This is a genomic window from Rhodanobacteraceae bacterium, from assembly GCA_024234055.1.
GTDB lineage: Bacteria > Pseudomonadota > Gammaproteobacteria > Xanthomonadales > SZUA-5 > JADKFD01.
Map to the genome: position 1 here is coordinate 168,277 of JACKOW010000005.1, position 26,971 is coordinate 195,247.

Below are 26,971 nucleotides of genomic sequence, written 5' to 3' on the forward strand. Positions count from 1 at the left end.
CAAGTAGAGCGAAGAAATCACAATTAGCCGAAAACACCCTCCGCTGCTACACCCGCATCTGGTGGATGTCTCTTTCCTTTGCGTCCTTGGCGTCCTTTGCGGACAAACTGCTTATTGAGCGTGCGGGCAGGTCGGGACCTCAAGTCCGCAGCCGCGGGTCCAGCAGCCACTGCAGCGCGTCGATCAGCAGATTCACCAGAGCCACGATGACGGCGACGGTGAGCACCGATCCGATCAGCAAGGTGTAGTCGCGATTGAGCGCGGCAGCAACGAGATAGCGGCCCAGACCCGGGATGGAGTAGACCATTTCAATGATGGCCGAGCCGGTCAGCAGGGCAATCAGCACCGGCCCCAGAAACCCCAGCGTCTGCAGCAGGGCCAGTGGCAGGGCATGCCGCCAGATCACCCGCGATGGCGGGTAGCCCCGCGCCTGGGCGGCGATCACCGGCGGGCTGTCCAGCGCCGCCCGCAGATTTTCGGCGAGGGCGCGCAACAACACGGCAAATTGGGGTAGTGCCAGACTCAGCACCGGCAACACCCAGGTGCGTGGCTGATCCCAGCCAAATCCCGCCGCCGGCAGCCAACCGAGTTGCAGTGCAAACAGCAGCACCAGCAGCGGTGCCAGCACGAACTTCGGCACCGCCAGCGCCAGCAGCGAGGCCCAGGACGCCACGCGCAGGCCGGCAGGTCGCAACGCCAGACCGCAGGCGACCGGCACCGCCAAAGCGATGGCGAGCAGGGCCGCGAGACCACCGAGCGTCAGCGTGATCGGCGCCGCTCCCGCAATCAGCTCCTGCACGCTGTAGTCGCTGTACTGGAAAGAGGGCCCGAGATCACCGCGCAGCGCATGGCCCAGATAGTCGCTGACCTGTACCCAGAAAGGCTGATCCAGACGATAGCGCGCGGCCAGCGCCGCCTGGACCTCGGGCGGTGCCAGCTTCTCCTGATCAAAGGGCCCGCCCGGCACGGCCCGCAGCAGCGCCAGGCACAGGACCAGCAGCGCCAGCAGCGTCAGGGCGGTGGTGGCCAGGCGCAGCAACAGGGAACCCAGAAGTCTCACGGCGCCGCCTCGCACCAGCGCAGGAACTCGCTGGGATGATGATCGAGCGGATGCGAGCGATAGCCGCACAGATCAGGGCTGAGCAGATGCTTGGCGCTGTAGTGATAGAGCGGAATCAAGGCGTGGGCATCGAGCAGCCGCTGCTCGGCCGCCCGCAGCGCCTGCTCGCGCTCGGGACCGGTGGTGGCGGCGGCGCGGGCGAGGTCGGCATCAAACAAGGGATCGCTGTAGCCGCTGTAGTTCAGGGCATTGCCACTGCTGAACGGCTCCAGGAAATTCAGCGGATCGGCGTAGTCGGCAAACCATCCGCCGCGGAACACCTGGGTCAGCACGGCGGCCCTGCGGGTCTGCACAAAGACCTTCCACTCCTCGTTGCGCAGCCGCGTGCGCACGCCCAGCGCTTCGCGCCACATCGCCGCCACCGCCAATCCCAGTCGACGGTTGGCCAGACTGGTGTTGTAGCGGAGCTCGATCTCCAGCGGCTCAGTGCTGGAATACCCGGCCTGCGCATACAGCTGTTGTGCCCGCTGCAAGCGGGCCGCTGGCGCGAGATCGGCACCGGCGTAGACCACCGCCGGGTCGGCAGCGGCGGGAATCAGTCCGTAGGCGGGAACCTCGCCGTTGCCGGTGATGTAGCGCACCAGGACGTCGCGATCTATCGCCAGTGACAGCGCTTCGCGCAAGTCGTGGTGCTGTCCCAGTTTGGGTGCGCGCAGGTTGTAGCCCAGATAGAAGGTGGCGTAGGCCGGCGCAATCAGCAGGCGGTCGGCATAGTGCTCGCGCAGCCGCTGCAGCTGACCCGGTGGCAGGGTCTCGGTCAGATCCAGCTCGCCAGCCTGGAAGCGCTTGAATTCCTGGGCCGCATCTTCGGTCACGTGATAGCGCACGCTGGCTATCGCCACCGCCGAGGCGCGGCGATAGTGGGGATTGGCGGCCAGCTCGATGGTCGATTGCGGGGTCCAGGCATCCAGCAGATAGGCGCCATTGCCGACCAGGCGCCCGGGACGGGTGAACCCGCCGCCGTATTCGTCGATGGCACCGCGCTGCACCGGCATGGCAATCGGCAGCGCCAACCGCCGCAGAAAGTCGCTGCGCGGCGTGGCCAGACGGATTTCCAGATTCTGTGGGTCGAGCGCCTGCACGCCGAGCTCCACCGCCTTGCCGCGCAACTTGTCTTCGGCACCGACGATGGGCAGCAGCATCGCTGCCGAGGGCGCGGCAGTGGCCGGATCCAGTGCTCGGTTGAGGGCGTAGACAAAGTCGGCGGCTGTGACCGCACTACCATCGGCATAGCGCCCATCGGCCCGCAAACGGAAGCGATAGCGCAGTCCGTCGGCGCTGATCTCGAAGGACTCGGCCGCACCGGGCACCAACTCGCCCGTGGCGTCGTCGCGCATCAGCCCTTCGAACAGATCGCGCAGGATTTGCTGCGCCGACAGCCCCTGGGCGCGCTGCGGATCCAGCGTGTCGGGTTCGGGGCCATTGCCGCGCTCCAGAGTACGCGCCGCCAGCGGCGCGACACCAGACAGCAACAGGATCAGGGCGAGTGCTGGCCAGAGGCGCCAGCGCTGGCGCCGATCGTCAATCGGCATTGTCCAGTTGCTCGTCGATCTGACGCTTGTGGTCCATGCCGATGTCCTCGACGCCCTTGGCCTTGTCGATGGTCTTGAGCTGGTCGTCGAGCACGGTCTTGACCGGCTCCTGCGGCTCGGCGGGCGGCGGCGGTGCATCGGAACCACAGGCGGCGAGCAGCACCATCACTGGAAACAACAGGGCCATGCGCTTCATGCTGGAACTCCGGGCAGGCAAAACCCGAGTCTACTCCGTGTGCTGCCGATCAATGCGAGCGCCCGCGCTGCGATGCCCTATACAATCGAGCCCCCACCGCCGGAGCCACCCGCCGTGCGTAGCCTTCTTCTCCTGTTGCTAGCCCTCGGTGCCCTGCCCGTGATTGCTGCCGAAACCCTGACCATCGATCGATTGTTCGAGGACCCTGCCTTGTCGGGACCGTCTCCACGGATGTTGAAGCTGTCCCCGGACGGCAAACGCGTCACCTTCCTGCGCGGAAAGAGTGAGGACCAGACCGTCTTCGACCTCTGGGAATACCATGTCCCCAGCAAGCAGACGCGCCTGCTGGTGGATTCGGCCAGTCTGACTGGCGGTGGCGCCGAGCAGCTGTCGGACGCCGAAAAGGCTCGCCGCGAGCGCATGCGCATCGCCGGCACCTCGGGCATCGTTGAATACCAGTGGTCCGCCGATGGCAAACAGTTGTTGTTCCCCATCGCCGGTTCGCTGTACGTCTATCGGATCGATGCGAAGCAGGATGCGGTCAAGACCCTGACCCAGGCCGCCGATGGCTTCGCCACCGACCCCAAGTTCTCGCCCAAGGGGCGCTACGTCAGCTTTGTGCGTGATGCCACCCTGTATGCCATCGAGATCGACAGCGGCACCGAAACCCGGGTCAGCCCGGCCGGCTCCGGCACGGTCAGCTACGGCATGGCCGAGTTCGTGGCCCAGGAGGAAATGGGGCGCTACAGCGGCTATTGGTGGGCGCCGGATGACAGCGCCATCGCCTACGCCCGGGTTGATGAAGCCCCGGTGGCGGTGGAGAAGCGTTTCGAGATCTATGCCGACCGCACTGAAGTCATCGAACAGCGCTACCCCGCCGCCGGCAAGGCCAACGCCGAAGTGCGCCTGTACGTGCGCCCACTCGCCAGCGAGGAAGCGGTCGAAATCGATCTCGGCGACAACCGCGACATCTATCTGGCGCGAGTGAACTGGCTGCCTGACGGCAAATCACTGCTGCTGCAGCGCCAGAGTCGCGATCAGCGGACGCTGGATCTGATGTTGGCGCAAGCCGAATCTGGCGTGGGCGCCGTCATCCACACCGAGGCCAGCGAGACCTGGGTCAATCTGCACAACAACTTGAAGGTGCTGGATGACGGCCAGAGCTTTGTCTGGAGCAGCGAGCTCAGCGGCTATCAGCATCTGGAGCTGCGGGCCATCGACGGCAGCCTGATCCGGCCGCTGAGCAGTGGTCCCTGGGTGGTGGAAGATCTGCTGGCGGTCGATCAGAAACTGCGCAGAGTCTATTTCAGCGGCAATGCCGATGATCCGCGCGAGAAACACGTGTATTTCAACTCGCTGGACACCACCACACCCGGATCACCCACCCGGGTCACGCTCTACAACGGCTGGCACGAAGCGGTGTTCAGCGACGACGGCAAGGTATTCGTGGATACCTATTCCAACGAAAACACGCCACCGCAGGTGCGGCTGCATGAGGCCGGCGGCAAGGAACTGGCGGTACTCGAAGCCAACAAGGTCGAGGAGGGGCACCCCTACCACCCCTATCTGAAATCGCACCTGGCGCCGGAATTCGGCAGCCTCAAGGCCGAGGATGGCCAGACTCTCTACTACCGCATGATCAAGCCGCTCGGCTTCGACGAAAGCAAGCGCTACCCGGTGTTGATCCGGGTCTACGGCGGTCCGCATGTGCAGTACGTGCAACGCAGTTGGGATAGCCGCTGGGGTCTGTTCGATCAGGTGATGGCGCAGCGCGGCTATATCGTGTTCACGCTCGACAATCGCGGCAGCGCCCGGCGTGGCGTGAAGTTCGAATCCCCCATCTTCCGGCGCATGGGTGGCCCGGAAGTGGCCGATCAGATGGTCGGTGTGCGCTGGCTGGCGGAACAGCCCTTTGTCGACGCGGCCCATATCGGCTATTTCGGCTGGAGCTACGGCGGCTACATGACGCTGATGATGCTGGCCAAGCACTCAGGACCGGTCGCCGCCGGCGTGGCCGTGGCGCCGGTCACCGACTGGCGCCTGTATGACACCCATTACACCGAGCGCTACATGGATGATCCCGGGCGCTTCAAGGCAGCCTACGACGCCAGCTCGCTGTTCCCGCATCTGGCGGGTCTGAAAAGTCCGCTATACCTGATTCACGGCATGGCCGACGACAACGTGCTGTTCACCCATTCCACCCAGCTGATGGCAGAGCTGCAGCAGCGCGGCACCCGGTTCGATCTGATGACCTACCCCGGCGGCAAGCACGGCATCAACCAGAGCGCCGCGGTGCGCAAGCATGTGTTCAATTCGATGGCCGACTGGCTGGACCGGCAGCTGCGGCTGAAGGGCAAGTAGTAGGAGCACGAGGGCAGGAGGGCACGAAGAATCAAGAGCTCGCCGGAACCTGCTCTTGCGTGCCCTCGCCTTACTCCGTATAGACCTCCACCCGATCGCGCCCCGCGTTCTTGGCCCGATACAGGGCCAGGTCCGCATATTCGAACAGCTGCGCCTGATCCGCGGGTTTGTGACGGATGCGCTCGGCGATGCCGATGGAGATGCTGCTGCGGGCGCCATCCTGGCCGGTCTGACGGGCATCGCGGCGAATGGCATCGGCTCGCTCCAGGGCAACGTCTATCGAGGATCCTGGCATCAGCAACACGAATTCCTCGCCGCCATAGCGCGCCAGCAGTTCGCCCGGTCCGACCCAGCCTGAGAGGCGCCCGGCGATGGCTTTCAGGCGCTCGTCGCCGAGCGCGTGGCCGAAGGTGTCGTTGAACTGCTTGAAGTGATCGACATCGATGAGCAAGAGCGAGAGATGGGCATCGGCAGCACGCGCGGCAGCCCAGGCTTCCTCCAGCTCGAATTCCAGTTTGCGGCGATTGGCCACTCCGGTCAGGCCATCCAGGTCCGCGAGTTCCGACAGGCGCTTGTTGGCCGCTTCCAGCTGCATACTGCGCTGGTTCAGCGCTTCGGTGCGCTCGGAAACCAAGGCTTCCAGTTCCTGATTGCGACGCTCCAGTCGCCCTGAGCGCCAGCGGAGCAAAAAGGCAAAGACCGCGAACATTCCGATGACGGCCACCAATCTGGCAGACCATGTCTGGTACCAATCGGGCAGCACCGTGAACTCATAGCTCAGCGGCGGGCCGGCAAGGCCAGCATCGATGGTTCTCGCCTCGAAACGATAGCGGCCAGGCGGCAAGGTGCTGAATTCGCGCACGCCCTCGCTGTCGCTATCGGTCCAGTCGCGGTCATAACCCAGCAGGCGCGACTGGTAACGCGGGCTCGCCGACAGCGCCGGACTGGCGTACTCGAAGCGAATCTGGCGGAAACGCTTGAGCCTGAGGTCCTCGCCCGCCTGGATCGGATGCCAATGCACGCCGCCCTCAACGACATCGCTGCGCACGCTCTCGATGCGCGGCGGCTCCTGCTCGATCTCCGTGCGCGCGACGCTCGGGTCGAAACGGACCATGCCGTTCCAGGTGCCGATCCAGACCAGACGGTCGGATCCGGCGCACTGCACGTCGACGATGCCGCGGGTGCCGCCGGCCATGGGATGGAGTTCCTCGAAGGCGTGCGCAGGATTGGCGTCGCGACGTGCTAGGCGACGGCCAGTGAAGGCGTAGACGCTGCCATCGGCACAATGGCGCAGGCGCAACTCGGAACTTGGTGCCAGATCGATGCTGATCAGGGGGTGGGAAGCCGTGGCCGTAAACTGCGAGCCGTCCCACTGATAGAGAACCCGGTCGGTGGAGATCAGCGGCGTGCCATCCAGATTCATCACCGCAGCACTGTCTTCAGGATCGCTGCCCGGCGCCAGCGTGATCGGCTCGGGGTCCTGAAGATGGTGCTCGCTGCTGCTCATGGCGAAGTGCATCGGACTCGCCAGGAAACGATCGACCCACAAGCTGCCGTCGGCGGCCTCCGAGATCTCGTCGAAGCGGAAGGACGGATCGGAAAAACGCTGAGTGACCTCGAGGCTGTCCCCGGCTCTGTCGAGTACGATCAATCCGGTGTCCTCGACCGCGTAGATCCTGCCCTCCACCACGTTGGAAGGGAACAAGCGCCAACCGAGGACGTCTTCGTCCAGCGTGCTCAGGCGCTGATTTCGCCACAGGTAGATGCCGTCCCGCGCAGCGATCAGCAGTCCTGCTGGCGTGACCGCCAGATCATTGACCTCCTTGGAATTGAGCGCCAGCACGTCGAAATTCAGGCCGCCCCCGGCATCGCGGCAGGCGCCGTACAGTCCGACCGACGTGGAGACGTACAACCGATCCTGATAGATCGCCGCATGACTGACCGGTCCGCGCAGGCCGTTGCTGCGATCGAGCAGCGACCAGGCATCGGAGAGCGACAAGCGGACGATGTCCGCCTCCGTGGCGGCCCACAGATGATTCTCTCGATCGACGGCCAGAGCGATCACCGGGGCCGAACCCGTGCGCCAGGTCGTGAACCGGCTGAGGTCCGCGCTCAGCCGCAGAATCTCGCCGCTGAGCAGACCAATGGCATAGCCGCCACTGGGAAGCTCCAGCATCACGTAAGGTGTCCCGCTGCGCAGTTGGGTGTCGGCGGCAGTAGCTTGAGGCCGCAATGCGCCCCCCTTCACCCGAAACATCAGGCCATCGCTGTCAAGCAGCAGAAACTCGTCGGCTCCGGCAGCTACCAGTCCTCGCAGGCCGGCAGCCGCCTTGAACCAGGGCATCAATTGGCCGTCGCGAACGCGATAGACCTGATGGTCGCTCAAGGCCACCACCAGCGATCCGTCAATGGCGAAAGAGGTCTGCAGCCGTCCGGGGAGGTCAATCGTGAGCCGTTCGCCCTGGTAGCCGGCAAAGAAGAGCTGCAGGTTGGTGGTGAACCAGACGCCATCATCCGTGGCCAGCGTGTCCCAGACTTCCCCCAGGGGGGCGCCCGCCGCCTCCGGCACGAACAAGCGATCGAGACTATCGAAGCGATAGCGGCCGTCGGGTTTGCGTTCAAGCACGCCAAAATGCTGGTAGCCACCCACGTAGATGCGGCCATCACGACCCAGCGCGAGGGAGCGCGCGGCACCTGATCCTGGAAGCTTGATGAGCTGCCAACGCTTGCCGAAGTAGCGCAGCACACCATCGCCATTGCCGACGAATACCTCGCCGCTTTTCAGGGGCAGCACCGAAAAGCTGAAGGGATTGGCATCGGTGTCCGCTGGCGTGTAGCGGCTCATGCTGGGCTGGCCGACCCAGTCTTCGGCCATCACCGCGGCGCTGGCGAGCAGCAGCATCAGCAGCAGGCATACCCAGACACCGGGTACAAGCGCAATCGCGCGCTTCACGTGGGCTGGCGCAATGTGGCCACTGCCTGACATGAGGTCCCCGGGGGCCAGGATGGAATAGCTCTGGTGCACGATGCGACTTTAGCGCGCGCCGCGCAATTGGGCGACCTGCAACGATCGGTGCCGGATTGTGTGCAGTCGCCCGTTGGCCTCCGGCGAACATTGAGACGGCGGACCGGCGCGCCTGATCTTGCGCCCATGCTTGAAGAGAGTGACGAGGTCGCTCTGGCATACTCTGCGCCACAACGATCACGCTTGCTGGTCGCTCACCCGCCGTCAGGGAATCCCCGTCCGCACATGTATCTGATCCGCATCCTGGCTGCCCTGTTGCTGCTGACATCGGCCCTGCACGCCGAAGACTGGACCACCGAAGAGGTGTTTTCCCGACACAAGACCAGCGTGATCCAGGTGCGCATCATCGATGCCCAGGGCGGCGCCAAGCGTTCCATCGGCAGCGGCTTTCTGGTCAGCGACGATGGCCGCCTGATCAGCAATTTCCATGTGGTCGCCGACTTCGTGCACCATCCTGGCCAATACCGGGCCGAATGGCATGACAGCGAGGGCGGCAGCGGCGAATTGCGCCTGCTTGATGTCGATGTGGTCCACGACCTCGCCTTGCTGCAGTCCGAGCAATTGCAGGGGCGCGATTTTCTAGCCGTCGAGAGCAATCTGCCGAAGATGGGCGAACGTCTGTATTCGCTCGGTTTCCCCTACGATCTGGGCCTGACCATCGTCGAGGGCACCTACAACGGATTGCTCGAAAAATCCCTGTACGAGCGCATCCATCTTACTGCGTCGATCAATCCCGGCATGAGCGGCGGTCCGGCCATCGACCGTTTCGGCAACGTCATTGGCGTCAATGTGGCCACGGCCGGCGATCAGGTCAGCTTTCTGGTGCCCTCGCGGCACGTGATCGACCTGCTCTCGAGGGACGAAGCCAGCACCCAGGGCGAATTGATGGAGCGGATCGGCGCTCAGCTGCGGGCGAATCAGAGCCAATATCTGGACGCGCTCATGGCCACTCCGCTGGAATCGACCACCCTTGGCAGCTACCGTGTTCCGTCGTCGCTGGCGCGGCACATCAGTTGCTGGAGCCAGACCGACCAGAACCCCGAACGCCTGCTCGACTACACCGAGCTCAGCTGCCAGAGCGAGGACGACATCTTCCTGGAAGGCAATCTGTCGACCGGCGCGATTCGCTTCGAGCATCAGCTGCGCAGCGCCCAAAAGGTGGGCGTGCTGCGTTTCTGGGCGCAATTGGAGCGAGCCTTTCGCAGCTTCTACGGTGATCTGGGCGGCGACAAGACCAGTTCCACCGATTTCTCCTGCCATCAGGATTTCTTCCGTCACGGCGAGCTGAAGAGCAAGCTGGTGCTATGCGTGCGCCGCTACCGTGAGTTCAGCGGACTGTACGACCTGGTGCAGCGACAGGTGACCCTGGATCATGCCGAACAGGCGCTGCAGTCGACGCTGATCCTCACCGGGGTCGATCGCGAGCATGGATTGGCTTTTGCCCGACGCTTTGCCGAGAGCATCGTGCAGGTGCAGCCATGAGTACACTCGGTGTGGTGGAGATCGTTGATCGCGCCGGGCACGTGCGCGAACGGGTGCGGGTGCAGCAGCTGCCTTTCCGCATAGGGCGGGCGCTGGACAATGATCTGGTCCTGGACGATGTCTATGCCTGCGCGCATCACGCCGAGATCCGCGCCACGGACACGCTGGAGCTGATTGACCTGGACAGCGTCAACGGCAGCTTCGTCGGTACCCAGGCCCAACGGCAGTCGCGGATCGAACTCGGCCAGCATCGGGAGTTGCGCCTGGGTCACACCCATCTGCGCTTCCGTGGCATTGACGAGCAACTGCCGGCCACGATACCCGATCCGCTGGCCGGATCGCGCTGGCTGGGTCTGGATCGCTGGGGCTGGGGCCTGACCGCCACCGTGGGCTGCGCGCTGGCGATGGCCACCGACAGTATCCTGGGCAGCGCCCAGACCCTGCGCCTCGGTGCCATCGCCAGCAACGTCGCTCCGGGACTGATCGTACTGGCCTTGTGGGCGCTGGCCTGGAGTCTGGTCAATCGCGTGGTGGCGCATCGCTTCCAGTATTTCGGCCATCTGGCGCTGGGCGGCGCCGCTGTCGTGGTGGCCAACCTGATGGAAGTCGTGGGCAGCTATGCCATCTACGCCACATCTCTGGATGATTGGCTGCCAGCCTTTGGCAGCATCTCTGGCGCGCTGCTGGTCACGGCGCTGCTGTTCGGTCATCTGCGCCTGATTTCACGCGGGAAGTCGCGCTCACTGCTGCTGCCGACTAGCTTGGTGGGCCTGGCGTTCCTGACGCTGTCGCTGCTGCCGGGTGCCGGCGATGACCGCTTCCAGAGCGAACCCAGCATCGGTGGTTCGCTGAAGCCGCCGTTCGCGGCTCTGAGCGAAGGAAGCAGCAGCGAGGCGTTCTATGACAGCGCTCGGGACCTGATGGACGAGGTCGATCAGGACACCGAAGCAGCGCTGTAGCGGGAGCGCACCTGACGAATGCCAGGTGCGCCGATGGCCTTCAGGGAAGGACCTTGATCGGCCGTGATGCGAGGACCCTGTCACTGCTGTAGACCATGAAACGCAGCTCATAGTCGCCGGCTTCTTCTGGTGCCCGAATCTCGTAGCTTTCATCTTCGCCACGGATGTCGTCATAGCCCAGATAGGCACCGGGCTCACTGCCGGCGGGCGCAAAGCCGATCCAGTTGCCCTGGGCGACCGGGCCACGGGCGCGGATCGTCACCATCTCACCCGCCTTGACCTGCGCCGGCGCTTCGATCGTCGCCTCTGCCGGCAGAATCTTGATGGTCTGTCGCGCCGCCACCGACTCGCTCTCATTGAGCACATAGCGCAGCTCGTAGTTACCGGCCTCTACCGGGGTACGCAAGCTGTAGCGGGATTCACCGGCCTGCGGCCGCAAATAATCCAGATAGGCACCGTTGCCACTTCCCGAGGGGGCGAAACCGATCCAGTGCGAACCGCTGACCGGGCCGCTGGCCTGAATCTCGATGGTGCTGGCTGCCACCGCTTGCGCAGGTCCGCTGATCGACACCGCGCTGGGCGTCACCTCGATGGTGCGACGGGCCAGCACGTTCGGCTCGCGCAGAGGACTGAAATAACGCAATTCGTAACGTCCGGGCTCGGCTGGCATCGCCAGCTCTGTGCTGCCGTCCCGATCGGCGTCCTTGATCCAGACATAGCCAAGTTCGCCAGCATCGCTCGGGGCAGTCGGATAGATGCCGATGAAATCGCCGTCGTCACCCGGCCCCTCGAAAGACACACGAATGCTGGTGACGATAGGCGCCTTATCCGGCGCGCTGATGCTGGCCGTGGCTGCCGGCAGCCTGGCCTCGGTGCTGACCGCTACCGCGGCGGTCAGGGATCCGGACAAACCTTTGGCATCGCGCGCATTGAAGTACTGGCCACCGGTGTTCTCCGCCAGACAGCGCAATTGCGCCTGATGGGCCGGATTCGAGACATCAAAGCCGATGACGTGGGCGGTGAAGTCGACGCCATTCTTCTCCAGCTCCTTGCCGACGGCGCAGGGGTCCAGATTGCAGGTCTCTTCGCCATCGGAAATCAGGATCACGGTCGCCTTCTGCTCCGAGGACTTGAGCACCTCGGCTGCCTGAATCACCGCCGCCGAAAGCGGCGTCATCCCCTTGGGGTTCAATGTCCGCACCTGATCGCGCAGAGCCGCAGCATCCAGCGGTTGTGGCGCAAACAGGGTTTCGATATCGGTGCAGTCGCCCTTGCGGCGATGGCCGTAGGCCACCAGTCCCAGCCGATTCTCGGGCTTCCAGTTGACGGCTAGCTGATCCACCGCCTCGCGTGCGATCTCGATCTTGGCCTTGCCATCGATCTGACCCCACATCGACCCCGATGCATCGAGCACCAGCATCACGTTTTCTTCGGCAGAAACGGATCCTGCGGACAACAACATCAGTGCAGCAAACCATTGGCGCATCGGCAATCCTTTCTCGTTGATCAAGAAAGGCAGAATACGGAGTTGAACGTCTTGAGGGGTCAGCAAGAGGTCAAGAGCCGTCCGACTGGCCTACCCAAAGCTGCTTGCCCTGGTAATCGATCAACAGCCTTTGCCCGGCGATGATGTCGGCGCCGATCAGTCCTCCCGCCTGATCCGGCCCCACGCCCAGCACCATCAGTACCGGGAGATCCCCCACTTCGACTTCAGTCTGCTTGCGCAATCCGGCATAGATGAGGGTGGGCGGGATCGAAATCACCGGCAATTCAGTGGGCAATCCATCCAGGCCACGACGTGTCACCAGACGCAGGGGCGGCGCCTGATTCAAGCCCAGCGCCGAGCGCGCGGCTGCATTGATCGACGTAAACGGTGCCCCGGTGTCGAGCACCCAACGGATGCTGCCCTCGCCCCACGCGGTCTGGTGTACCGGAAACGCCGCCAACGGCTGCAGGAATTCGGTGGATTGCGCCCGGTGCCGGGCACTCCAGTCTGCTACCGAATCTTTCGGCCACAGCCGGAAGCGCTGCTCCACCCCGTCAAACTCGACCGCGTAGGGCGTCAGCAGCGGTTGTCCAATCACGCACGCAGTCTCGCCTTTGGGTCCGATCAATCCGTCCAGATCACGCTGCACAAAGGTCATTGCCGGCAGTTCCAGGTCGGCGACCCGCAGGCCACTGACGCGGACGCGTTCCACGCTGACCGAGCCGTTGGCGCCGGTCGCGCTGACATCTGGCATCGCTTCGCCAAATTCACCCAGGGCAGCCAAGACGGCTTTCGGTGCCACGCCCGCCATGGCACCGGTATCGACCACGCAGTCGACCATGCCGGCGCCTGGAAAGCTGACCTCGATCAGCGGGTGACCCTTGTTCGACTGCAACATCGGGACATCCAACGCAGGCATGACGCGGTCGCTGGCAACAGCGACATTCATCAGCAGGTAAACCGCGCCAGTCAGCGAGATGCTGGCCAGGCCGCCAAATTGCTTGCGAAGCATGAGTGATGTCCTTTTGTCCGTACGCGGAACGAATTGACCGCAGCGCAAGAGATGCGCTTGCGCGACAAAAGGTCGCAGCGCGGGGCGATGGAAGCTCCCGGACCGTTGACGCCAGTCCGGTTCAGCGCAGCTCGCGGCGCAGGATCTTGCCCACTGGGGTCTTCGGCAGGCTGTCGCGGAACTCGATGCGCTTGGGCTGCTTGTAGCCCGTGAGCATCTCCCGGCAATGGGCACGCAGGGCTTCCTCGCTCAGCGCCGGGTCCTTGCGGACGACCACCAGCTTCACGGCTTCGCCGGTCTTGTCGTCGGGGATGCCGACGGCAGCCGCTTCGAGCACACCGGGATGCATGGCAACGACGTCTTCGATTTCATTCGGAAACACGTTGAAACCCGAGACCAGGATCATGTCCTTGCGGCGGTCAAGCAGGAACAGATAGCCGCCTTCGCCGCGCTTGGCGATATCGCCGGTGCGGAACCAGCCCCCCTCGAAGAAGGCATCAGCGGTCTCGTCCGGGCGTTGCCAGTACCCGCTGGTGACTTGCGGTCCGCGCACGCACAGTTCGCCGGGCTCGCCGATGGGAACCTCCTCGCCCTGCTCATCGCGCAGGCTGATGTCCACATCCGGCAAGGGCAGCCCGATGGAACCTGCAGGATTCGGGGCATCCCAGCGATTCACGGTGATGCCGGCACTGGTTTCCGACAAGCCGTACATTTCGACGACTTCACGGCCGGTGACCTGCTTCCAGCGCTCGGCAGTCGCCCGGCGCAGCGCCGTGCCGCCCTGGATGCAGAGCTTGAGCGAGCTGAAATCGAGCGCCGTGAATTCGGGCGAGTTCAGCAGCGCGTCGTAGAGTGTGTTGACGCCCGAGAAGATGGAGGGCCGGTACTGGCGGAAGCTGGCCACCAGCCCCGGGATATCGCGTGGGTTGGTGATCAGCACACCATGCAGGCCGTGGGTCCAGGCGTACATCATGTTGGTGTAGGCGGCGATGTGATACAGCGGCAGGCAGATCAGACCGATTTCCTTCGACGGGTTCAGTGCCCGTCCCAGCCATTGCTCACACGCTGCCACATTGGCCATCAGCGCAATGTGCGAGAGCGCCGCGCCCTTGGAGACGCCCGTGGTCCCTCCGGTGTACTGCAGTTGCGCCACCTCGGTGGCCGCAGCTGTCGGCGTTACTCGCGGCTGGTTCGAGCCGTGCGACAGCGCCTCCGGCCAGCCCACCGCGCCGGGAATGGAAAACTCGGGGATCAGCTTCTTCACGTACTTGAGCGTGAAGTTCACGATCGTCGACTTCGGCCAGCTCAACAGATCGCCGACACGGGTGGTGATCACATGCTTGACACCGGTGTCTTCGAGCGCCTCGGCAGCCACGGCGCCAAAGTTCTCGATCACGATCAGCGCCGACGCGCCCGAGTCCTTCAACTGATGACGCAATTCGCGCGCCGTGTACAGCGGATTGACCAGCACCGAAATCAGATCCGCCCGGAGGATGCCGAGCACGGCGATCGGGAACTGCAGCAGATTGGGCAGCATCACCGCCACCCGATCCCCTGGCTTCAGGCCCAGCTCACCGCGCAGATAGGCAGCCAGATCGGCACTCAGGCGATCAATGTCGGCATAGCTCAGCGTCTTGCCCATATTGGTAAACGCGGGCTGCTTGCTGCGGCGCTGACAGACCTCGATGAGCATCTGCGGCAGGCTCTGGCCGGCATCGATGGCGGCGCTGGCTATGTTCTCGAAGTCTTCCTTGGCGAGCGGTGATGGGGTGTTGCGTCCAAAGGGTCGGGTCATCGGAATTCTCGGGCGGCAAGCAGACGACAATGGTGCGCGGACTGCGCGTGAAAGTCATGTCGTTGCAAGGAGCAACCGCGACTGACTCAGTCGTCGTCTCCGCGCACGGTCAGGTTTCCCTGTCGGCGACGATCCAGCGCCAGTTGCAACACGTCGGGCCGGGAATAGTGCCCGGCGGGATCGAAGTTCTGACGTTCACGGCGCACCAGGGCGTGATCCAGTTCGGCCAGGATCAGGCGTTCTTCGCCGACGACCGGCTCCACCAGCCAACGGCCGTCTGGCCCGGCGATGCAGGATCCACCATTGGCTGACATGGCCGGCAACAGTGGCCGCAGCTGATCGGCAAAAGGCAGCTCTTCCGGCAAATCCTCGGCGCGCATCAAACCCGACACCGAGAGTACGAAGCTGCGTCCCTCACGCGCCAGAAAGCGCGTGCATTCGGCGGTATTACGCTCATTGCCAGGCCAGAGCGCCAGATGCAGGTCCTCGCCCTGGTTGTGCAGCGCCGCGCGCGGCAGGGTCATCCAGTTTTCCCAGCACAGCAGCCCTCCCACCGTGAATGCCCCCAGCGCATGGCAGCGCAATCCGTGGCCATCGCCCGGCGCCCAGACCAGTCGCTCTTCGTAGGTGGGCACCAGCTTGCGGTGCACCGGTTGCAGCTCACCACTCGCATCGATGTAGACCAGCGAGCAATACAGTGAATGTCCACCGCGATCGCTCGCCCGCTCCATGCAGCCAAGCGCGATGACCATGCGGCTGTCACGGGCCAGCTCCTGCAGCGGCGCCAGATCGTCCTCGGGATTGACCGCCTCCTCCAGATAATGGGCATAGAGGGTCTTCTGGAAGTCGTCTTCAAAGCGCGCGCCGTCCGTGAGTTCCACCCAGAAGGGATAGCCGGGCAGCAGTGCCTCGCCGAACACGCACAGGCCGGCATCGGCGTCGGCCGCCCGCTGGGCCCAGGCCGTCATCTTCCACAGCGTGCGCTCACGCTCCAGCCACACCGGCGCCATCTGTGCCAGGGCCACTTTCAAGCTCGCTTGTGCTGACATGTCCGCCTCCTGAAATGCTGAGAAAATCTGAACAGGCATTCGTGATCAGGCCGATTATCGTTCAGCTTGACCGCGCCGTTCATATTCCAGGCCGCACTCTATCGCTGCGGCCACAACGGCTCGACTGGAGGATGCACCATGCAAACGATCAAGCACACGGGTCTGGCTCTGGTTTTCGGATGCGCTGCCATGCTGGTGACCCCGCTGGCCGACGCCGGGCATCGCCGTCACGGCAACAACGACGCGGCCATCGGCATCGCCGTGGTTCTCGGCGCGGCGGCACTGATCTCGGCCAGTCGCGATCACCATCGCCAGTCCTATGCCGGCTCGGGCTATGGCGGAGCCGGTTACGGTAGATACGGCTATGCCGGATCCGGCTACGGCGGTGCGGCCTACAGCAATTACGGCCCCGGCTACGACAACGCCGGCTTCAGCACCACAGTGGTTGGCGGCTACCACCGGGGCAATCCTTACCCGTCCGCTTATGGCGCCGAGAGCTATGCCGACCAAGGCTACAGCGACTACGGCCACGAAACCGGCCATGTCGATGACTCCTACGACAGCCAGGGCTTCGACAGGCCGGAGTATTACGACGAGGACGGCGCCGCCTATTGCGACGACGGGGATGACTCCGACTACGGCTACACGGACGATGATTACCCCTAGGACGGCCGCTGAGGTGGCGCGCCTTGCGCGATCAAATCTGAACGAAATTGTCTCGTTCAGCTAAAGCGGCAGCTTCTGTTCAGGCAACAAGGGGCAAGGTAGGAAGCGTAGACACGGGACACATGGATCCCTGAGGAGAAGGCACCATGAATTCGACCTACAAGCTGTTGACTGTCATCGTCTTCACTTGCGCCGCAATGCTGGTTGCGCCCATCGCTTCAGCGGGTCAGAGGCACTACGACCGGCATGATGACCGCAACGACGCCGCCGTCGGCATTGCACTTGCCATCGGCGTTGCGGCCCTGATTGCCTCGCATGACCACGATCGTCATCATCGCCGCCACCGTGGCCACTACTACGGCAACGACTACGGCTATCGCGGCTACCGCGATCCGCGCCATGGTCATCGCGGCAACCACCACCGTTACTATCGCGACAGCTACCGTGACCAGCGCCGACATGCCCGCCAGCACCGCTATCGTGGCTGGTAAGCCAGTCTGACAGCAACACAGAAGGCGACCCCGGGGTCGCCTTCGTTGTTCTTGGGCCTCGCCAGGCATCGAAACCGCTCGCAAGCTGTTGATTTTCTTTATCCACCTGTAGGAGCGCCCCTGCGGCGCGACTGCTGCTTCGGTCCTGCGGCGCGACTGCTGCTTCGGTCCTGCGGCGTGGCGGTCGCGACGCGAGGTCGCTCCTACAGGCGGGTTTGTGGTTCATGGCCCGTGCGCAGTGTCGGGCCGATTCAGGTGGCTCGCAAAGACGCAACACCAGCTGCTGGTGGCACCGAGCCCGGCAGCACGCAGACCATCCATCTGCACAAAAAGCTGACAGACTGCTCAATTGTTGCTTTCATGCAGGATCGAAATACCCGCTGCCATTCGATCTTGCAGTCTGAACGTCCGGGAGATGCGTCATGAATCAGCCGTCAGGGTCCACATCAACCGAGGTCATCGAGACCGATCTGACCGGACTCGATCTGATCAATCAGCCCTTGTTGAACAAGGGCACGGCATTCACCGAGGAGGAACGCCACGACTTCCGTCTGCACGGCACGCTGCCGCCGACCATCGGCACGCTTGAAGGCCAGGTACAGCGCAGACTCAAGGTCTTGCGCAGCTTTGCCACCAACTTCGAGCGCTATGCCTTTCTGCGCGACCTGCAGGATGCCAACGAGACCCTGTTCTACGCGCTGCTGGTCAACCACATCGAGGAACTGCTGCCGCTGGTGTACACCCCGACGGTGGGAGAGGGGTGCCAGCGATTCAGCGAAATCTGGCGCAAGCCGCGTGGCCTGTTTCTGAGCTATCCCAACCGCCACCGCATCCGCGAGATGCTGTCCTATCCGCGCTTCGACAAGGTCCGCGTGATCGTGGTTAGTGATGGTGAACGCATACTCGGGCTCGGCGATCAGGGCGCCGGCGGCATGGGCATCTCCATCGGCAAACTGTCCTTGTATACCGCCTGTGCCGGCATCCACCCGGAGGCCACGCTGCCGATTGTGCTGGATGTCGGCACCAACAATCAGGAGCGACTCGACAACCCGCTGTACGTGGGCTGGCGTAATCCCCGCATCAGCGGTGCCGAATACGATGCCTTCGTGGAGGAGTTCGTCAGCGCTGTGGCCGAGCGCTTCCCGAACGTGCTGCTGCAGTGGGAGGACTTCGCCGGACACAATGCCGGTCGCCTCCTGGAGCGCTATCGCGACCGACTGTGCACCTTCAACGATGACATTCAGGGTACCGCTTCGGTGGCGGCAGGCACGCTGATGGCCGCCATCGGTGTCACCGGCGTGCCGCTGCGCGAGCAGCGTATCGCCATTGTCGGCGCTGGCGCCGCCGGCACCGGCATTGCCAGCCTGCTGGTCAAGGCCATGATGGAAGAAGGCCTGAGCGAGGCCGAAGCACGGCAACGTTTCTATGTGCTGGACAGCAAGGGGCTGGTGGCCCATGGCCTGCGCGAAGTCAGCGGCGAGCGCGCGTTGTACGCGCAGTCGCAAGCGGCAGTCTCCGGATGGAGCTTGGGTTCAGCCGACGGCATCACCCTGCTCGACGTCATGAACAACGCCAGGCCGACCACCCTGATCGGCGTCTCCGGACAGGCCGGTGCCTTTACCGAATCGGCGATCCGGGCGATGGCCAGCCACTGCGATCGACCGATCATCTTCCCGCTGTCGAATCCCACCTCGCGTACCGAGGCGATTCCCGCCGATCTGGTCGAGTGGACCGACGGCCGCGCCCTGATCGGCACCGGCAGCCCCTTCCCGCCGGTGCCCTGGAAAGGCGAGATGCTGCCGATCAATCAGACCAACAATTCCTACATCTTCCCCGGTGTCGGCCTGGCGGTGCTGGCGGTCAACGCGCGTCGCGTCACCGATACCATGTTCATGGCCGCCGGCAAGGCCCTGGCGGCGCTGTCGCCAGCTCGACGTGACCCCAAGGCCCGGTTGCTGCCGCCCGTGGACCAGCTGCGCGCCGTGTCGATCGCCGTGGCCCTGGCCACGGCGCGTCAGGCACAGATCGACGGGGTCGCCGACGACTGCGACGAGTCCGAACTGCTGCCGCGGATCAAGGCCCAGGTGTGGGAGCCGGTATATCGGCCCTACCGGTTCAAATCCGACTGAGCGATCCATTGGCGCAGACCGTCTCGCCGCTGCTGAGCCTCGGTGCGTCCCGCACAGCAAGCGGCGCGAGCCAGATGTATCAGTTGCACATCGGCCATGGCGTCCTGGTCGGCGAGGTCGTCGATGAACTCTTCTGGGCCGCGGGTCCGTTCGCCACTCGGGACCAGCGCCTGATCTTGCATCGGTGCGGCCAAGAGCCAGACACCGGGAGCATCAGCCGAAGTCCGGGCCGGCTCAGGGGCCGACAAGGACTGACTGAACTCGCCCACGCAGGTGGAGGCGGCGAGCGCCAGGGCGATGGTCGCACTGAGTATCTTCATGTTCGTGGTCCATGGGGAGATGCCGGAAATTCGTCCTTGGCCTGCCGCGCCTACTCCAGTACCCGAACCGAGCAGGTGCGAGAGTGGATCAGCGGCCGGCCTTGCTGATCAGAATCGTCATCTGGTGCCGGATTCGATCAAGTCGGGACTCATCGAGTTGACCGCCCGTCCCGACGGCATGGCCACCTGCCGCTGCGCTATCGTCCGCGACTCACAATCTGGAATCGAGCCATGATCGAGCTGGTGGGCTTTGATGCCGACGACACCCTGTGGCACAGCGAACGCTATTTCCAGGGGGCCCATGCGGCCTTCGAACGCATCCTCGGGCACTACATCGATCTGGCGGATGCGCGCGTGCACGAGCGCCTGCTGGCCACCGAGCGCCGCAACATCAAGGTCTTCGGCTACGGCGCCAAGGGCATGACCCTGTCCTTGATCGAAACCGCCATCGAGTTGACTGACGCGCGCATCGGGGGCGCCGATATTGGCCGACTGCTGGAGCTGGGCAAGTCGGTCCTGACCCACCCCGTGGAACTGCTGCCGGGCGTGCGCGCCGCGGTCGAGGCGGTTGCTCTGAGCCATCGCGTGGTGCTTATCACCAAGGGTGATCTGTTCCATCAGGAAGCCAAGGTCCGGCAATCCGGATTGGCCGATCTGTTTCACCGCATCGAGATCGTGTCGGAGAAGGATCCAGCCACCTATGCCCGCCTGTTCGAGGAATTCGCGCTGCCGGCCGAGCGCTTCGCCATGGTCGGCAATTCACTGCGCTCGGACATCGAACCGGTGCTGGCGCTGGGCGGCTGCGGCGTGCACGTGCCCTATGCGATCACCTGGGCGCTGGAGGCCGAGCATCAGGCGGACCTCGGCTCGACACGGTTGCGCGTGGTCGACACGCTGGCCGATGTGCCCGGCGCCATTGCCGAGCTTTCTCGCAGCTGCTGACGCCATTTCACCTCCAGCACTCCAAGGCGACGCAGATCTGCAATTCGGCGACGCATTGGCGCAAGTCCGGCCTTGGTCTCCATCGCCCCGCTGTTTACAGTGAGTCACGGCAGTGGGGGCATTGCCGGAACTCATCTGGGGAGTGCGAACATGAAGCGATGGCCGATAGTCGTGATACTCGCGTGGGCGCTGCTGCTGACCACGCCGCTGCACGCAGGCAAGATCTATCTGATGGGCGGCGGTTACGACGACGCCAATACCGATCTGTTCGTCAATGGCCTGCGCAAGGCCACCGGGCGTGACAGCAACTACACGCCCGATATCAACAGCACCAGCAATTGCGGCAACAACTGGGCCACGACCGCCTGTCCGCGCATTGCCGTGGTGACCTCCAGCAAGGAGAGCTACGCGGTCGGCCTGGATGCTTTCGACAATGATCTGGACAACGGCGACGGCACGGTCAAGCGCGGCTACTACAATCTGTTTCAGACACACGGCTTCTCGCCCAGATTCATCACCGTGCACATCGACAATTTCGGCAGCCACGCCTACAGCGGCAACAGCGCCGGTGATGCCAACATCGCCATCGTCAACCAGGCCGACGTGGTCTGGTTTGCGGGAGGTGATCAGGCCAGGGTTGCCCGCAGCTGGCTGAAGAACGACGGCAGCGACACGCCGCTGGCAGCGGCCTTGCGAGCGCGCTGGAATGCCAACAGTCCCGGCTTTGTGGTCGGCGGCGATTCCGCCGGCAACCATGCGATGAACGCCATGATGCATGGCAATGGCGTCAGTTACGGCTATCTGTATTACCGGGCCGATCTGCCCACGCTGACGGTTCCGCAGTACGCCAACTTCGGTGATACCCGCGACGGCCTCACCGCCCTGCGCTACTTCGAGAATGGGGCCATGCTCAAGGGCTTGAGCTTCCTGCCGGCCACATTGCTCTCCGACACCCATTTCGACGCCCGCTCCGGACGCCTGGGACGGCTGCTGGCAGCCATGCGCGCGATGGGGAGACAGCAGGGCTTCGGCGTCGATGAGGATACCGGCCTGCTGGTCGACACCGTCACCCAGACGGCCAGGGTCTATGGCAGCGGTCCGGTGATCATCGCTGACCTCAGCGCCGCCACCTACCCCAGCGGCAGCTACTGGAGACTCAGCGGCGCGCGGGTCAGCCTGCTCACCGCGGGCGACAGTTACAACTACAGCAGCAAGTCGATCAACAGCAGCAAGTCCCTGATCGGCACGCGCTACTACAGCGGCTATTACGACTCGCCCGACATCTTCAGCGCCTTCGAGACCTCCAGGGTCCTGACCCGGGTCGTCGACCAGAGCGCCAGCTACAACCTGGGCGCCGCGCCCGCCCCGGACTATTCGACCGCGCCCTTCTATCCCGCGAATGCGCCGACCATCACCCTGCGATTCACCCGCGACGGCAGCAGCAAGGGCTACTACTCGGCCGGTCGCTACACGGTGGTCAAGGCCAGGCTCGACATCTACTGAAGCTCTCGCCACTGCGCGAGAACGGACACGGATGTCCGGGAATGATCAGCGGCGGCCCCGAAACGGCCGCCACGGTGGGATTTTGGGGCGCCCCATCGGCGGCACGCGGCTTGCATCGCGCTCGGGATTCCGGGACGAGCAATACACGCCGTGAACGATCTGCGATATGCAATGCGCCATCTGGCGCGTCAATTCGGGTTCACCCTGATCGTGGCCCTGACGCTGGGACTGGGCATCGGCCTGGTCACCACCCAGTACAGCCTGATCGACGGCATCCTGCTGCGCCCGCTGCCCTTTGCCGATGCCGAGCGACTGCTGCACCTCGGTCGCGGCGGTTCTGGAAATGGCTCGAACTGGCAGCCGCTGTCGCAGCGCGAATTCATGGCCCTGCGCGAGGGACAACAGAGCTTTGAAGAACTCGCTGCCTTCAGCTTCGATTTCTACAACCTCAGTCAGACCGGCACCGCGCCGCGGCGCCTGACTGGCCGCGCGGTCAGTCATGGCTTCTTTGCGGCACTGCGCACGAATCCGGCCATCGGCCACGCTTTTGCTGCCGCCGACGAGCACAAGGGCGAGGAATTGAAGCTGCTGTTGGCCGACTCGATCTGGCGTGAGGAATTTGGCGCCGACCCGGCGGTGGCAGGCCGCCGGGTCAAGCTCAACGGCGAAATGGCGACCGTCATTGGCGTGATGCCGCCTCGTTTCCGCTTCCCCAATGGCGAAGACCTCTGGGTCAATCTGCGCCTGCCGGCCAGTGTCGAAGCAGCCGCGGCTGATCCGCATCTGCTCAATGTCGAGGTACTGGGCTTGTTGAAACCCGGGGTCAGCCGCGACCAGGCGCAGGCGGAAGGACAGACCATCCTGCAGCGCCTGCCTCCGCTCCCGGCCAGCGACGCCGGTGCACGCCAGGACGCGACACGCCTGGTGCTGCAATCCTTTCAATCCGCCTACAACGATCAGGGCACCATCACGCTGCTTGGAATCATGCTGGCAATGACACTGATCGTGCTGGCGCTGGCGTGCATCAATACCGCCAATCTGCTGTTCGTGCAGGCCAGCGATCGCCTGCGTGAACTGGCCGTGCGCAGCGCTCTCGGCGCCGGGCGCAGACGGCTGCTGCGGCAACTGCTGCTGGAGAGTCTGCTGCTGGCTGGCCTCGGCGCCGTGGTCGGGCTGCTGATCGCCAGCGTGGGCGTGCACCTGCTGCAAACCGAGATCAGCGCCCGGGTCAGCATGTCCTCCTGGATCGCCTTCGATTTGAACGGCCGAGTGCTGGCGGTGACCACCGTCATCGCCGTGCTCTCGGGCCTCGCCGCCGGACTGATCCCGGCACTGAGACTGGCTCGACTGGATCTGAATTCGGCCCTGCGCGCTGACGGCCGTGGCAGCGTCGGCGGTGAGCGTGCCTGGGCGGCGCGCTCGGTGGTCATCGGCCAGCTCGGCTTTGCCTGTGCGGCCATGATCCTCGCCAGCCTGCTGGCCTTGAGCGCACTGCGCAGCAGTCGCAGCACGCTGCCTTTCGATCCCGATACCTTGCTGATCGGTCGCGTGGAACTGCAGGGCCTGCCCTATATCGAAGCCCGTCAGCGCAGCGACTTCTACCAGCAGTTGTTGAACCGCATCCAGCAAGTTCCTGGCGTCAGTGCGGCCGCAGTCAGCAGCCGCGATCTGGTCAATCCCGGCGTCTACAGCCATTTCGAGATCGCCGGTCGTGAATCGGATCGCCAGCAGGACCGCCCCGGCGCCTTTCTTGAGGTGATTTCTCGCGATTACTTCCAGGTGATCGATCGCCAGGCCATCAGCGGCCGCCTGTTCGGCAGCGAGGATGGTATCGACAGCGCACCGGTGGCCTTGGTCAACCAGAGTCTGGCCGAGCGCTTCTGGCCGGGCCGCAGCCCCATCGGCGAGCGTCTGCGCAGGGACGAGGATGGTGCACCCTGGGCCACGGTGGTGGGTGTGGTGCCGGATCTCAACATCGAGGGGATCGGCAATCGCGCGCCCGCCGCAGGCTGGTATCTGTTGCAGGATCAGACCGGCTGGGGCTGGCTGGACCTGTTGGTCCGCGTGCAGGGCGATCCCGAAGCGATGATCGCCCCGGTGCGTGAAGCGGTTGCCGCCATTGACCCGGACCAACCCATCCATACCATCACCACGTTGCGCGAGCGCACCCGTATCGGCCTGGCGGGCCTGCAGATCATTGGCAGCATGGCCGCCATCTTTGCCGTGGCCGCGCTGATCCTGGTGGCCGTGGGTGTCTACGGGGTCATGTCCTTCGCCGCACGCCGGCGCACCCGCGAGGTCGGGTTGCGAATGGCCCTCGGGGCCAGTGCCGGCTCGGTGACCACGCTGCTGGTCAAGCGCAATCTCGGGCGCACGCTGCTCGGCATCGGCAGTGGCCTGGTTCTGGGCTATGCGCTGGCCCTGCCGCTGCAACCGGTGCTGCCGGGCGTGAGCATCTTCGACCCCTGGCTGTATCTGGCGGTGGGCGCGGTCCTGGCGACGGCGGCACTGCTGGCCAGCTGGCTGCCCGCCTGGCGCGCCTCCGCCCGCGATCCGCTGGACGCGTTGCGGGCGGAGTGAGGCGCCGTCCGGCAAGCTCGCACTGCAGCAGACCCTGCCGAGCAAGCTCGGCACTGCAACAGCCTCGTACACCGATGCTCTGGTAGAGCGGAGCTTGCTCCGCTGCTCTGGCTGGCTTGTGCTCTTCCGCGCCTTCCGAAGAGCCGCACATCCTGCCGAGCAAGCTCGGCACTACGACAGCCTCGTACACCGACGCTCTGGTAGAGCGGAGCTTGCTCCGCTGCTCTGGCTGGGCTTGTGTTCCGCCAACCTTGCGCAAGAGCCGCAGACCCTGCCGAGCAAGCTCGGCACTACAACAGCCTCGTACGCCGACGCTCTGGTAGAGCGGAGCTTGCTCCGCTGCTCTGGCTGGGCTTGTGCTCCTCCGTCCTTGCGCAAGAGCCGCAGACGCTGCCGAGCAAGCTCGGTACTACAAGGGCCTCTGACACCGAAGCGTTGACGGCGGACTGGTTTGCCTGCGCTCAGCCGAGCTTGTCCAGCTGTTCGCGATAGCCGCGCGAGAGCTTGAGCTCCTGACCGCCGTCCAGATCGACGAAGTACTCGCCGTTGATATGAGGCCGCAGGCGCCGGATGTAGCGGGTGTGGACGATGGTCGAGCGATGGATGCGAACAAAGCGCTCGGCTGGCAGGCGCTCTTCCAGTTCGCGCAGTGTGGCTCTGGCGACGTGATTGTCCTGATCGGTATGCACGACCACATAGTCGCCGGCGGCGTCGATCCAGCGAATCTCTGCCAGCGGCACGCGAATCAATTGACTGCCGTCCTTGAGCGTCAGCCTGTCGTCCGCGTGCTCGCCCAGCGACTGGCTGCGCTCGGCGGCCATCATCGCCAGCAGCCGGGTGTGTTCAATTTCCAGCTCGCTGCCACGCCGCCGCTGCTGCGCCCGCGCCAGTGCCTGGCGCAGCGATTCGTCTTCCACGGGTTTCAGCAGATAGTCGACCGCATGCACCCGGAAGGCCTCGATGGCGTACTGGTCGAAAGCGGTCACGAAGACCACCAGCGGCCAGCGTGACACCGGCAATGCCTGCAGCACACCGAAGCCGTCAATGCCCGGCATCTGGATATCGAGGAACATCAGATCGATCTCGTGCTGACCTATCAAGCCCAGGGCTTCACGGCCATTACCAGCCTCGGCCACGATCTCGACACCGCCAATCCGGTTCAGACGATGGCGCAGGCCACGGCGCGCCAGAGGCTCGTCATCCACCAGCAGGCAGCGCAGAACGGGTGCGCTCACGGCCGTGCTCATGGCGACAGCTCCAGCGGCAGGGTAAGGCGCACGCGGGTGCCACCTTCCGCGCGATTCTCGACCGTCATGCGCTGACGCGCCCCATAGACGGTGGCCAGCCGCTCGCGGGTGTTGCGCAGACCAACGCCGTTTGGCTCGGGTGCGCCCGGTGCAAAGTGCGGGCTGCCCGGACCCTCGTCGATCAGTTCCAGTTCCAGCCACTCGCCGTTGATCCGGGCACCTATGCCGATTCGACAAGGCTGCTCGGACTTCGCCACCGCGTACTTGATGGCATTCTCGATCAGCGGTTGCAGGATCAACCCCGGCACCAGCGCCCGTTCGGCTTGTGGATCAATCTGGATATCCATGATCAGGCGCTCTTCGAAGCGCATTTTCTCGATACGCAGATACAGATCCAGCACCTCCAGCTCACGCTGCAAGGGCACCTTCTGCTGCGGCTCCTGATCCAGGGTGTAGCGCAAAAACCGGCTGAGCGCGCCGAGCATGCGCTCGGCGGTGTCATTGGCGCCTTCCAGCACCAAAGTGGCGATGGCGTTGAGCGTGTTGAACAGGAAGTGCGGATTGAGCTGATAACGCAACATCTTCAGCTGCGCCAGATTGGCCTGGGCCTGTGCCGCCAGTTCACGCTCGCGAGCCACCGCCAGCGCGCGACCGTTGCGGATGCCGAACCACAACGCACTCCAGCTCAGGATCACGTAGGCGGTAAAGCCTGAATAAGCCACATAACCCAGAAAACTCGCGGGCCGGCATTCGTCCGGGCAATAGTTCTGAATCGAGGCGGCGTAAATGATGCTCATCGCGGCAACGATCGCCAGAAAGGCGGGCGCGGCGATCGCGATCAACTGCCGCGGCGGCAGCGGCCAGATGCGCTGGTAGAGCAGATGCAGCGGCCAGGTGACGATGGCGCCGCCGATGGCGCTGCTGATCGACACCGACAGATAGGAGCTGTGCTGGCCGTGGGCCATGCCGGTCAGGAAATGCACCATCAGAAAGCCAAACCAGCCGATCAGCTGGAGGGCCCAGAACGGCAGGCGCGAAAACAGTGAACGGGGATGCTCGGGAGTCATCCACTCAGC

At 64.3% G+C, this 26,971-nt stretch carries 20 protein-coding genes; 9 read left to right on the plus strand and 11 right to left on the minus strand.

From position 1 onward, the window contains the following. Window positions 1-139: 139 nt before the first annotated feature. From H7A19_11210 to H7A19_11220, 3 genes are read right to left on the minus strand one after another with little or no spacing between them, the layout of a single operon-like run. On the minus strand, window positions 140-1,060 hold the full coding sequence (locus tag H7A19_11210) for an ABC transporter permease (protein ID MCP5475394.1): 921 nt from the start codon (window positions 1,058-1,060) through the stop codon (window positions 140-142). After that, window positions 1,057-2,652, minus strand: a complete 1,596-nt coding sequence (locus tag H7A19_11215) for a peptide ABC transporter substrate-binding protein (protein MCP5475395.1) — start codon at window positions 2,650-2,652, stop codon at window positions 1,057-1,059. Before H7A19_11215 ends, H7A19_11210 begins: the two co-directional genes overlap by 4 nt. Further along, on the minus strand, window positions 2,642-2,848 hold the full coding sequence (locus H7A19_11220) for a hypothetical protein (protein MCP5475396.1): 207 nt from the start codon (window positions 2,846-2,848) through the stop codon (window positions 2,642-2,644). The genes H7A19_11215 and H7A19_11220 overlap by 11 nt, the downstream gene beginning before the upstream one ends. Before the next feature lie 72 nt (window positions 2,849-2,920). On the opposite strand from H7A19_11220, the gene H7A19_11225 reads away from it, so the two are divergent. Then, a complete protein-coding gene (locus H7A19_11225; GenBank protein MCP5475397.1) occupies window positions 2,921-5,209 on the plus strand; it encodes a S9 family peptidase in 2,289 nt (762 codons plus the stop codon). 70 nt (window positions 5,210-5,279) lie between these two features. Here H7A19_11225 and H7A19_11230 read toward each other — a convergent pair whose 3' ends face one another. After that, window positions 5,280-8,162, minus strand: a complete 2,883-nt coding sequence (locus H7A19_11230; protein MCP5475398.1) for a diguanylate cyclase — start codon at window positions 8,160-8,162, stop codon at window positions 5,280-5,282. Window positions 8,163-8,459: 297 nt separating this feature from the next. Between H7A19_11230 and H7A19_11235 the strand changes: the two genes are divergently transcribed. Together H7A19_11235 and H7A19_11240 are read left to right on the plus strand one after the other, a co-directional pair. Beyond that, complete coding sequence (locus H7A19_11235) at window positions 8,460-9,716, plus strand: trypsin-like peptidase domain-containing protein (protein MCP5475399.1); 1,257 nt, start codon at window positions 8,460-8,462, stop codon at window positions 9,714-9,716. Further along, complete coding sequence (locus H7A19_11240; protein ID MCP5475400.1) at window positions 9,713-10,675, plus strand: FHA domain-containing protein; 963 nt, start codon at window positions 9,713-9,715, stop codon at window positions 10,673-10,675. The genes H7A19_11235 and H7A19_11240 overlap by 4 nt, the downstream gene beginning before the upstream one ends. Window positions 10,676-10,715: 40 nt before the next feature. Here the strand turns inward: H7A19_11240 and H7A19_11245 are convergent, their stop codons facing one another. The 4 genes from H7A19_11245 to H7A19_11260 form a co-directional block, all read right to left on the minus strand. Then, window positions 10,716-12,161, minus strand: coding sequence for a VWA domain-containing protein (locus H7A19_11245; protein ID MCP5475401.1), 1,446 nt, complete (start codon window positions 12,159-12,161; stop codon window positions 10,716-10,718). A gap of 70 nt (window positions 12,162-12,231) precedes the next feature. Then, window positions 12,232-13,173 carry a retropepsin-like domain-containing protein gene (locus H7A19_11250; protein ID MCP5475402.1) on the minus strand — a complete coding sequence of 314 codons (942 nt, stop codon included), beginning with the start codon at window positions 13,171-13,173 and terminating at the stop codon, window positions 12,232-12,234. A 121-nt stretch (window positions 13,174-13,294) separates the two neighbouring features. Beyond that, a complete protein-coding gene (locus H7A19_11255) occupies window positions 13,295-14,974 on the minus strand; it encodes an AMP-binding protein (GenBank protein ID MCP5475403.1) in 1,680 nt (559 codons plus the stop codon). A gap of 80 nt (window positions 14,975-15,054) precedes the next feature. Further along, entirely contained in the window at window positions 15,055-16,017 is a 963-nt protein-coding gene (locus H7A19_11260; GenBank protein MCP5475404.1) for a carbon-nitrogen hydrolase family protein, read from the minus strand. A 138-nt stretch (window positions 16,018-16,155) separates the two neighbouring features. On the opposite strand from H7A19_11260, the gene H7A19_11265 reads away from it, so the two are divergent. The 3 genes from H7A19_11265 (at window position 16,156) to H7A19_11275 (ending at window position 19,303) form a co-directional block, all read left to right on the plus strand. Next, window positions 16,156-16,683, plus strand: coding sequence for a hypothetical protein (locus tag H7A19_11265; GenBank protein MCP5475405.1), 528 nt, complete (start codon window positions 16,156-16,158; stop codon window positions 16,681-16,683). Window positions 16,684-16,829: 146 nt separating this feature from the next. Next, window positions 16,830-17,174, plus strand: a complete 345-nt coding sequence (locus tag H7A19_11270; GenBank protein MCP5475406.1) for a hypothetical protein — start codon at window positions 16,830-16,832, stop codon at window positions 17,172-17,174. A 422-nt stretch (window positions 17,175-17,596) separates the two neighbouring features. Further along, complete coding sequence (locus H7A19_11275) at window positions 17,597-19,303, plus strand: NAD-dependent malic enzyme (protein ID MCP5475407.1); 1,707 nt, start codon at window positions 17,597-17,599, stop codon at window positions 19,301-19,303. On the opposite strand, the gene H7A19_11280 is transcribed toward H7A19_11275, so the two are convergent. Beyond that, window positions 19,282-19,623, minus strand: a complete 342-nt coding sequence (locus tag H7A19_11280; protein ID MCP5475408.1) for a hypothetical protein — start codon at window positions 19,621-19,623, stop codon at window positions 19,282-19,284. The two genes, H7A19_11275 and H7A19_11280, sit on opposite strands and share 22 nt — an antisense overlap. Before the next feature lie 231 nt (window positions 19,624-19,854). Between H7A19_11280 and H7A19_11285 the strand changes: the two genes are divergently transcribed. The 3 genes from H7A19_11285 to H7A19_11295 all read left to right on the plus strand — a co-directional run bounded on the left by H7A19_11285 (window position 19,855) and on the right by H7A19_11295 (window position 24,648). Beyond that, on the plus strand, window positions 19,855-20,565 hold the full coding sequence (locus H7A19_11285; GenBank protein ID MCP5475409.1) for an HAD family hydrolase: 711 nt from the start codon (window positions 19,855-19,857) through the stop codon (window positions 20,563-20,565). Between the two features lie 150 nt (window positions 20,566-20,715). Continuing rightward, the gene (locus H7A19_11290) at window positions 20,716-22,068 is read left to right on the plus strand and encodes a cyanophycinase (protein ID MCP5475410.1); all 1,353 of its coding nucleotides are present in this window, start codon (window positions 20,716-20,718) and stop codon (window positions 22,066-22,068) included. 150 nt (window positions 22,069-22,218) lie between these two features. Further along, entirely contained in the window at window positions 22,219-24,648 is a 2,430-nt protein-coding gene (locus H7A19_11295; GenBank protein MCP5475411.1) for an ABC transporter permease, read from the plus strand. A gap of 461 nt (window positions 24,649-25,109) precedes the next feature. On the opposite strand, the gene H7A19_11300 is transcribed toward H7A19_11295, so the two are convergent. Next, the gene (locus tag H7A19_11300) at window positions 25,110-25,895 is read right to left on the minus strand and encodes a response regulator transcription factor (protein MCP5475412.1); all 786 of its coding nucleotides are present in this window, start codon (window positions 25,893-25,895) and stop codon (window positions 25,110-25,112) included. Then, a complete protein-coding gene (locus tag H7A19_11305; protein ID MCP5475413.1) occupies window positions 25,892-26,962 on the minus strand; it encodes a histidine kinase in 1,071 nt (356 codons plus the stop codon). The genes H7A19_11300 and H7A19_11305 overlap by 4 nt, the downstream gene beginning before the upstream one ends. Window positions 26,963-26,971: the final 9 nt, after the last annotated feature.

What these genes read in the sequence shown, in the direction of transcription:
- H7A19_11215 (MCP5475395.1), bottom strand. Translation starts at nt 2,652, where the DNA reads ATGCCGATTGACGATCGGCGCCAGCGCTGGCGCCTCTGGCCAGCACTC.
- H7A19_11220 (MCP5475396.1), bottom strand. Translation starts at nt 2,848, where the DNA reads ATGAAGCGCATGGCCCTGTTGTTTCCAGTGATGGTGCTGCTCGCCGCC.
- H7A19_11225 (MCP5475397.1), top strand. Translation starts at nt 2,921, where the DNA reads ATGCCCTATACAATCGAGCCCCCACCGCCGGAGCCACCCGCCGTGCGT.
- H7A19_11235 (MCP5475399.1), top strand. Translation starts at nt 8,460, where the DNA reads ATGTATCTGATCCGCATCCTGGCTGCCCTGTTGCTGCTGACATCGGCC.
- H7A19_11240 (MCP5475400.1), top strand. Translation starts at nt 9,713, where the DNA reads ATGAGTACACTCGGTGTGGTGGAGATCGTTGATCGCGCCGGGCACGTG.
- H7A19_11245 (MCP5475401.1), bottom strand. Translation starts at nt 12,161, where the DNA reads ATGCGCCAATGGTTTGCTGCACTGATGTTGTTGTCCGCAGGATCCGTT.
- H7A19_11250 (MCP5475402.1), bottom strand. Translation starts at nt 13,173, where the DNA reads ATGCTTCGCAAGCAATTTGGCGGCCTGGCCAGCATCTCGCTGACTGGC.
- H7A19_11260 (MCP5475404.1), bottom strand. Translation starts at nt 16,017, where the DNA reads ATGTCAGCACAAGCGAGCTTGAAAGTGGCCCTGGCACAGATGGCGCCG.
- H7A19_11265 (MCP5475405.1), top strand. Translation starts at nt 16,156, where the DNA reads ATGCAAACGATCAAGCACACGGGTCTGGCTCTGGTTTTCGGATGCGCT.
- H7A19_11270 (MCP5475406.1), top strand. Translation starts at nt 16,830, where the DNA reads ATGAATTCGACCTACAAGCTGTTGACTGTCATCGTCTTCACTTGCGCC.
- H7A19_11275 (MCP5475407.1), top strand. Translation starts at nt 17,597, where the DNA reads ATGAATCAGCCGTCAGGGTCCACATCAACCGAGGTCATCGAGACCGAT.
- H7A19_11280 (MCP5475408.1), bottom strand. Translation starts at nt 19,623, where the DNA reads ATGAAGATACTCAGTGCGACCATCGCCCTGGCGCTCGCCGCCTCCACC.
- H7A19_11285 (MCP5475409.1), top strand. Translation starts at nt 19,855, where the DNA reads ATGATCGAGCTGGTGGGCTTTGATGCCGACGACACCCTGTGGCACAGC.
- H7A19_11290 (MCP5475410.1), top strand. Translation starts at nt 20,716, where the DNA reads ATGAAGCGATGGCCGATAGTCGTGATACTCGCGTGGGCGCTGCTGCTG.
- H7A19_11300 (MCP5475412.1), bottom strand. Translation starts at nt 25,895, where the DNA reads ATGAGCACGGCCGTGAGCGCACCCGTTCTGCGCTGCCTGCTGGTGGAT.
- H7A19_11305 (MCP5475413.1), bottom strand. Translation starts at nt 26,962, where the DNA reads ATGACTCCCGAGCATCCCCGTTCACTGTTTTCGCGCCTGCCGTTCTGG.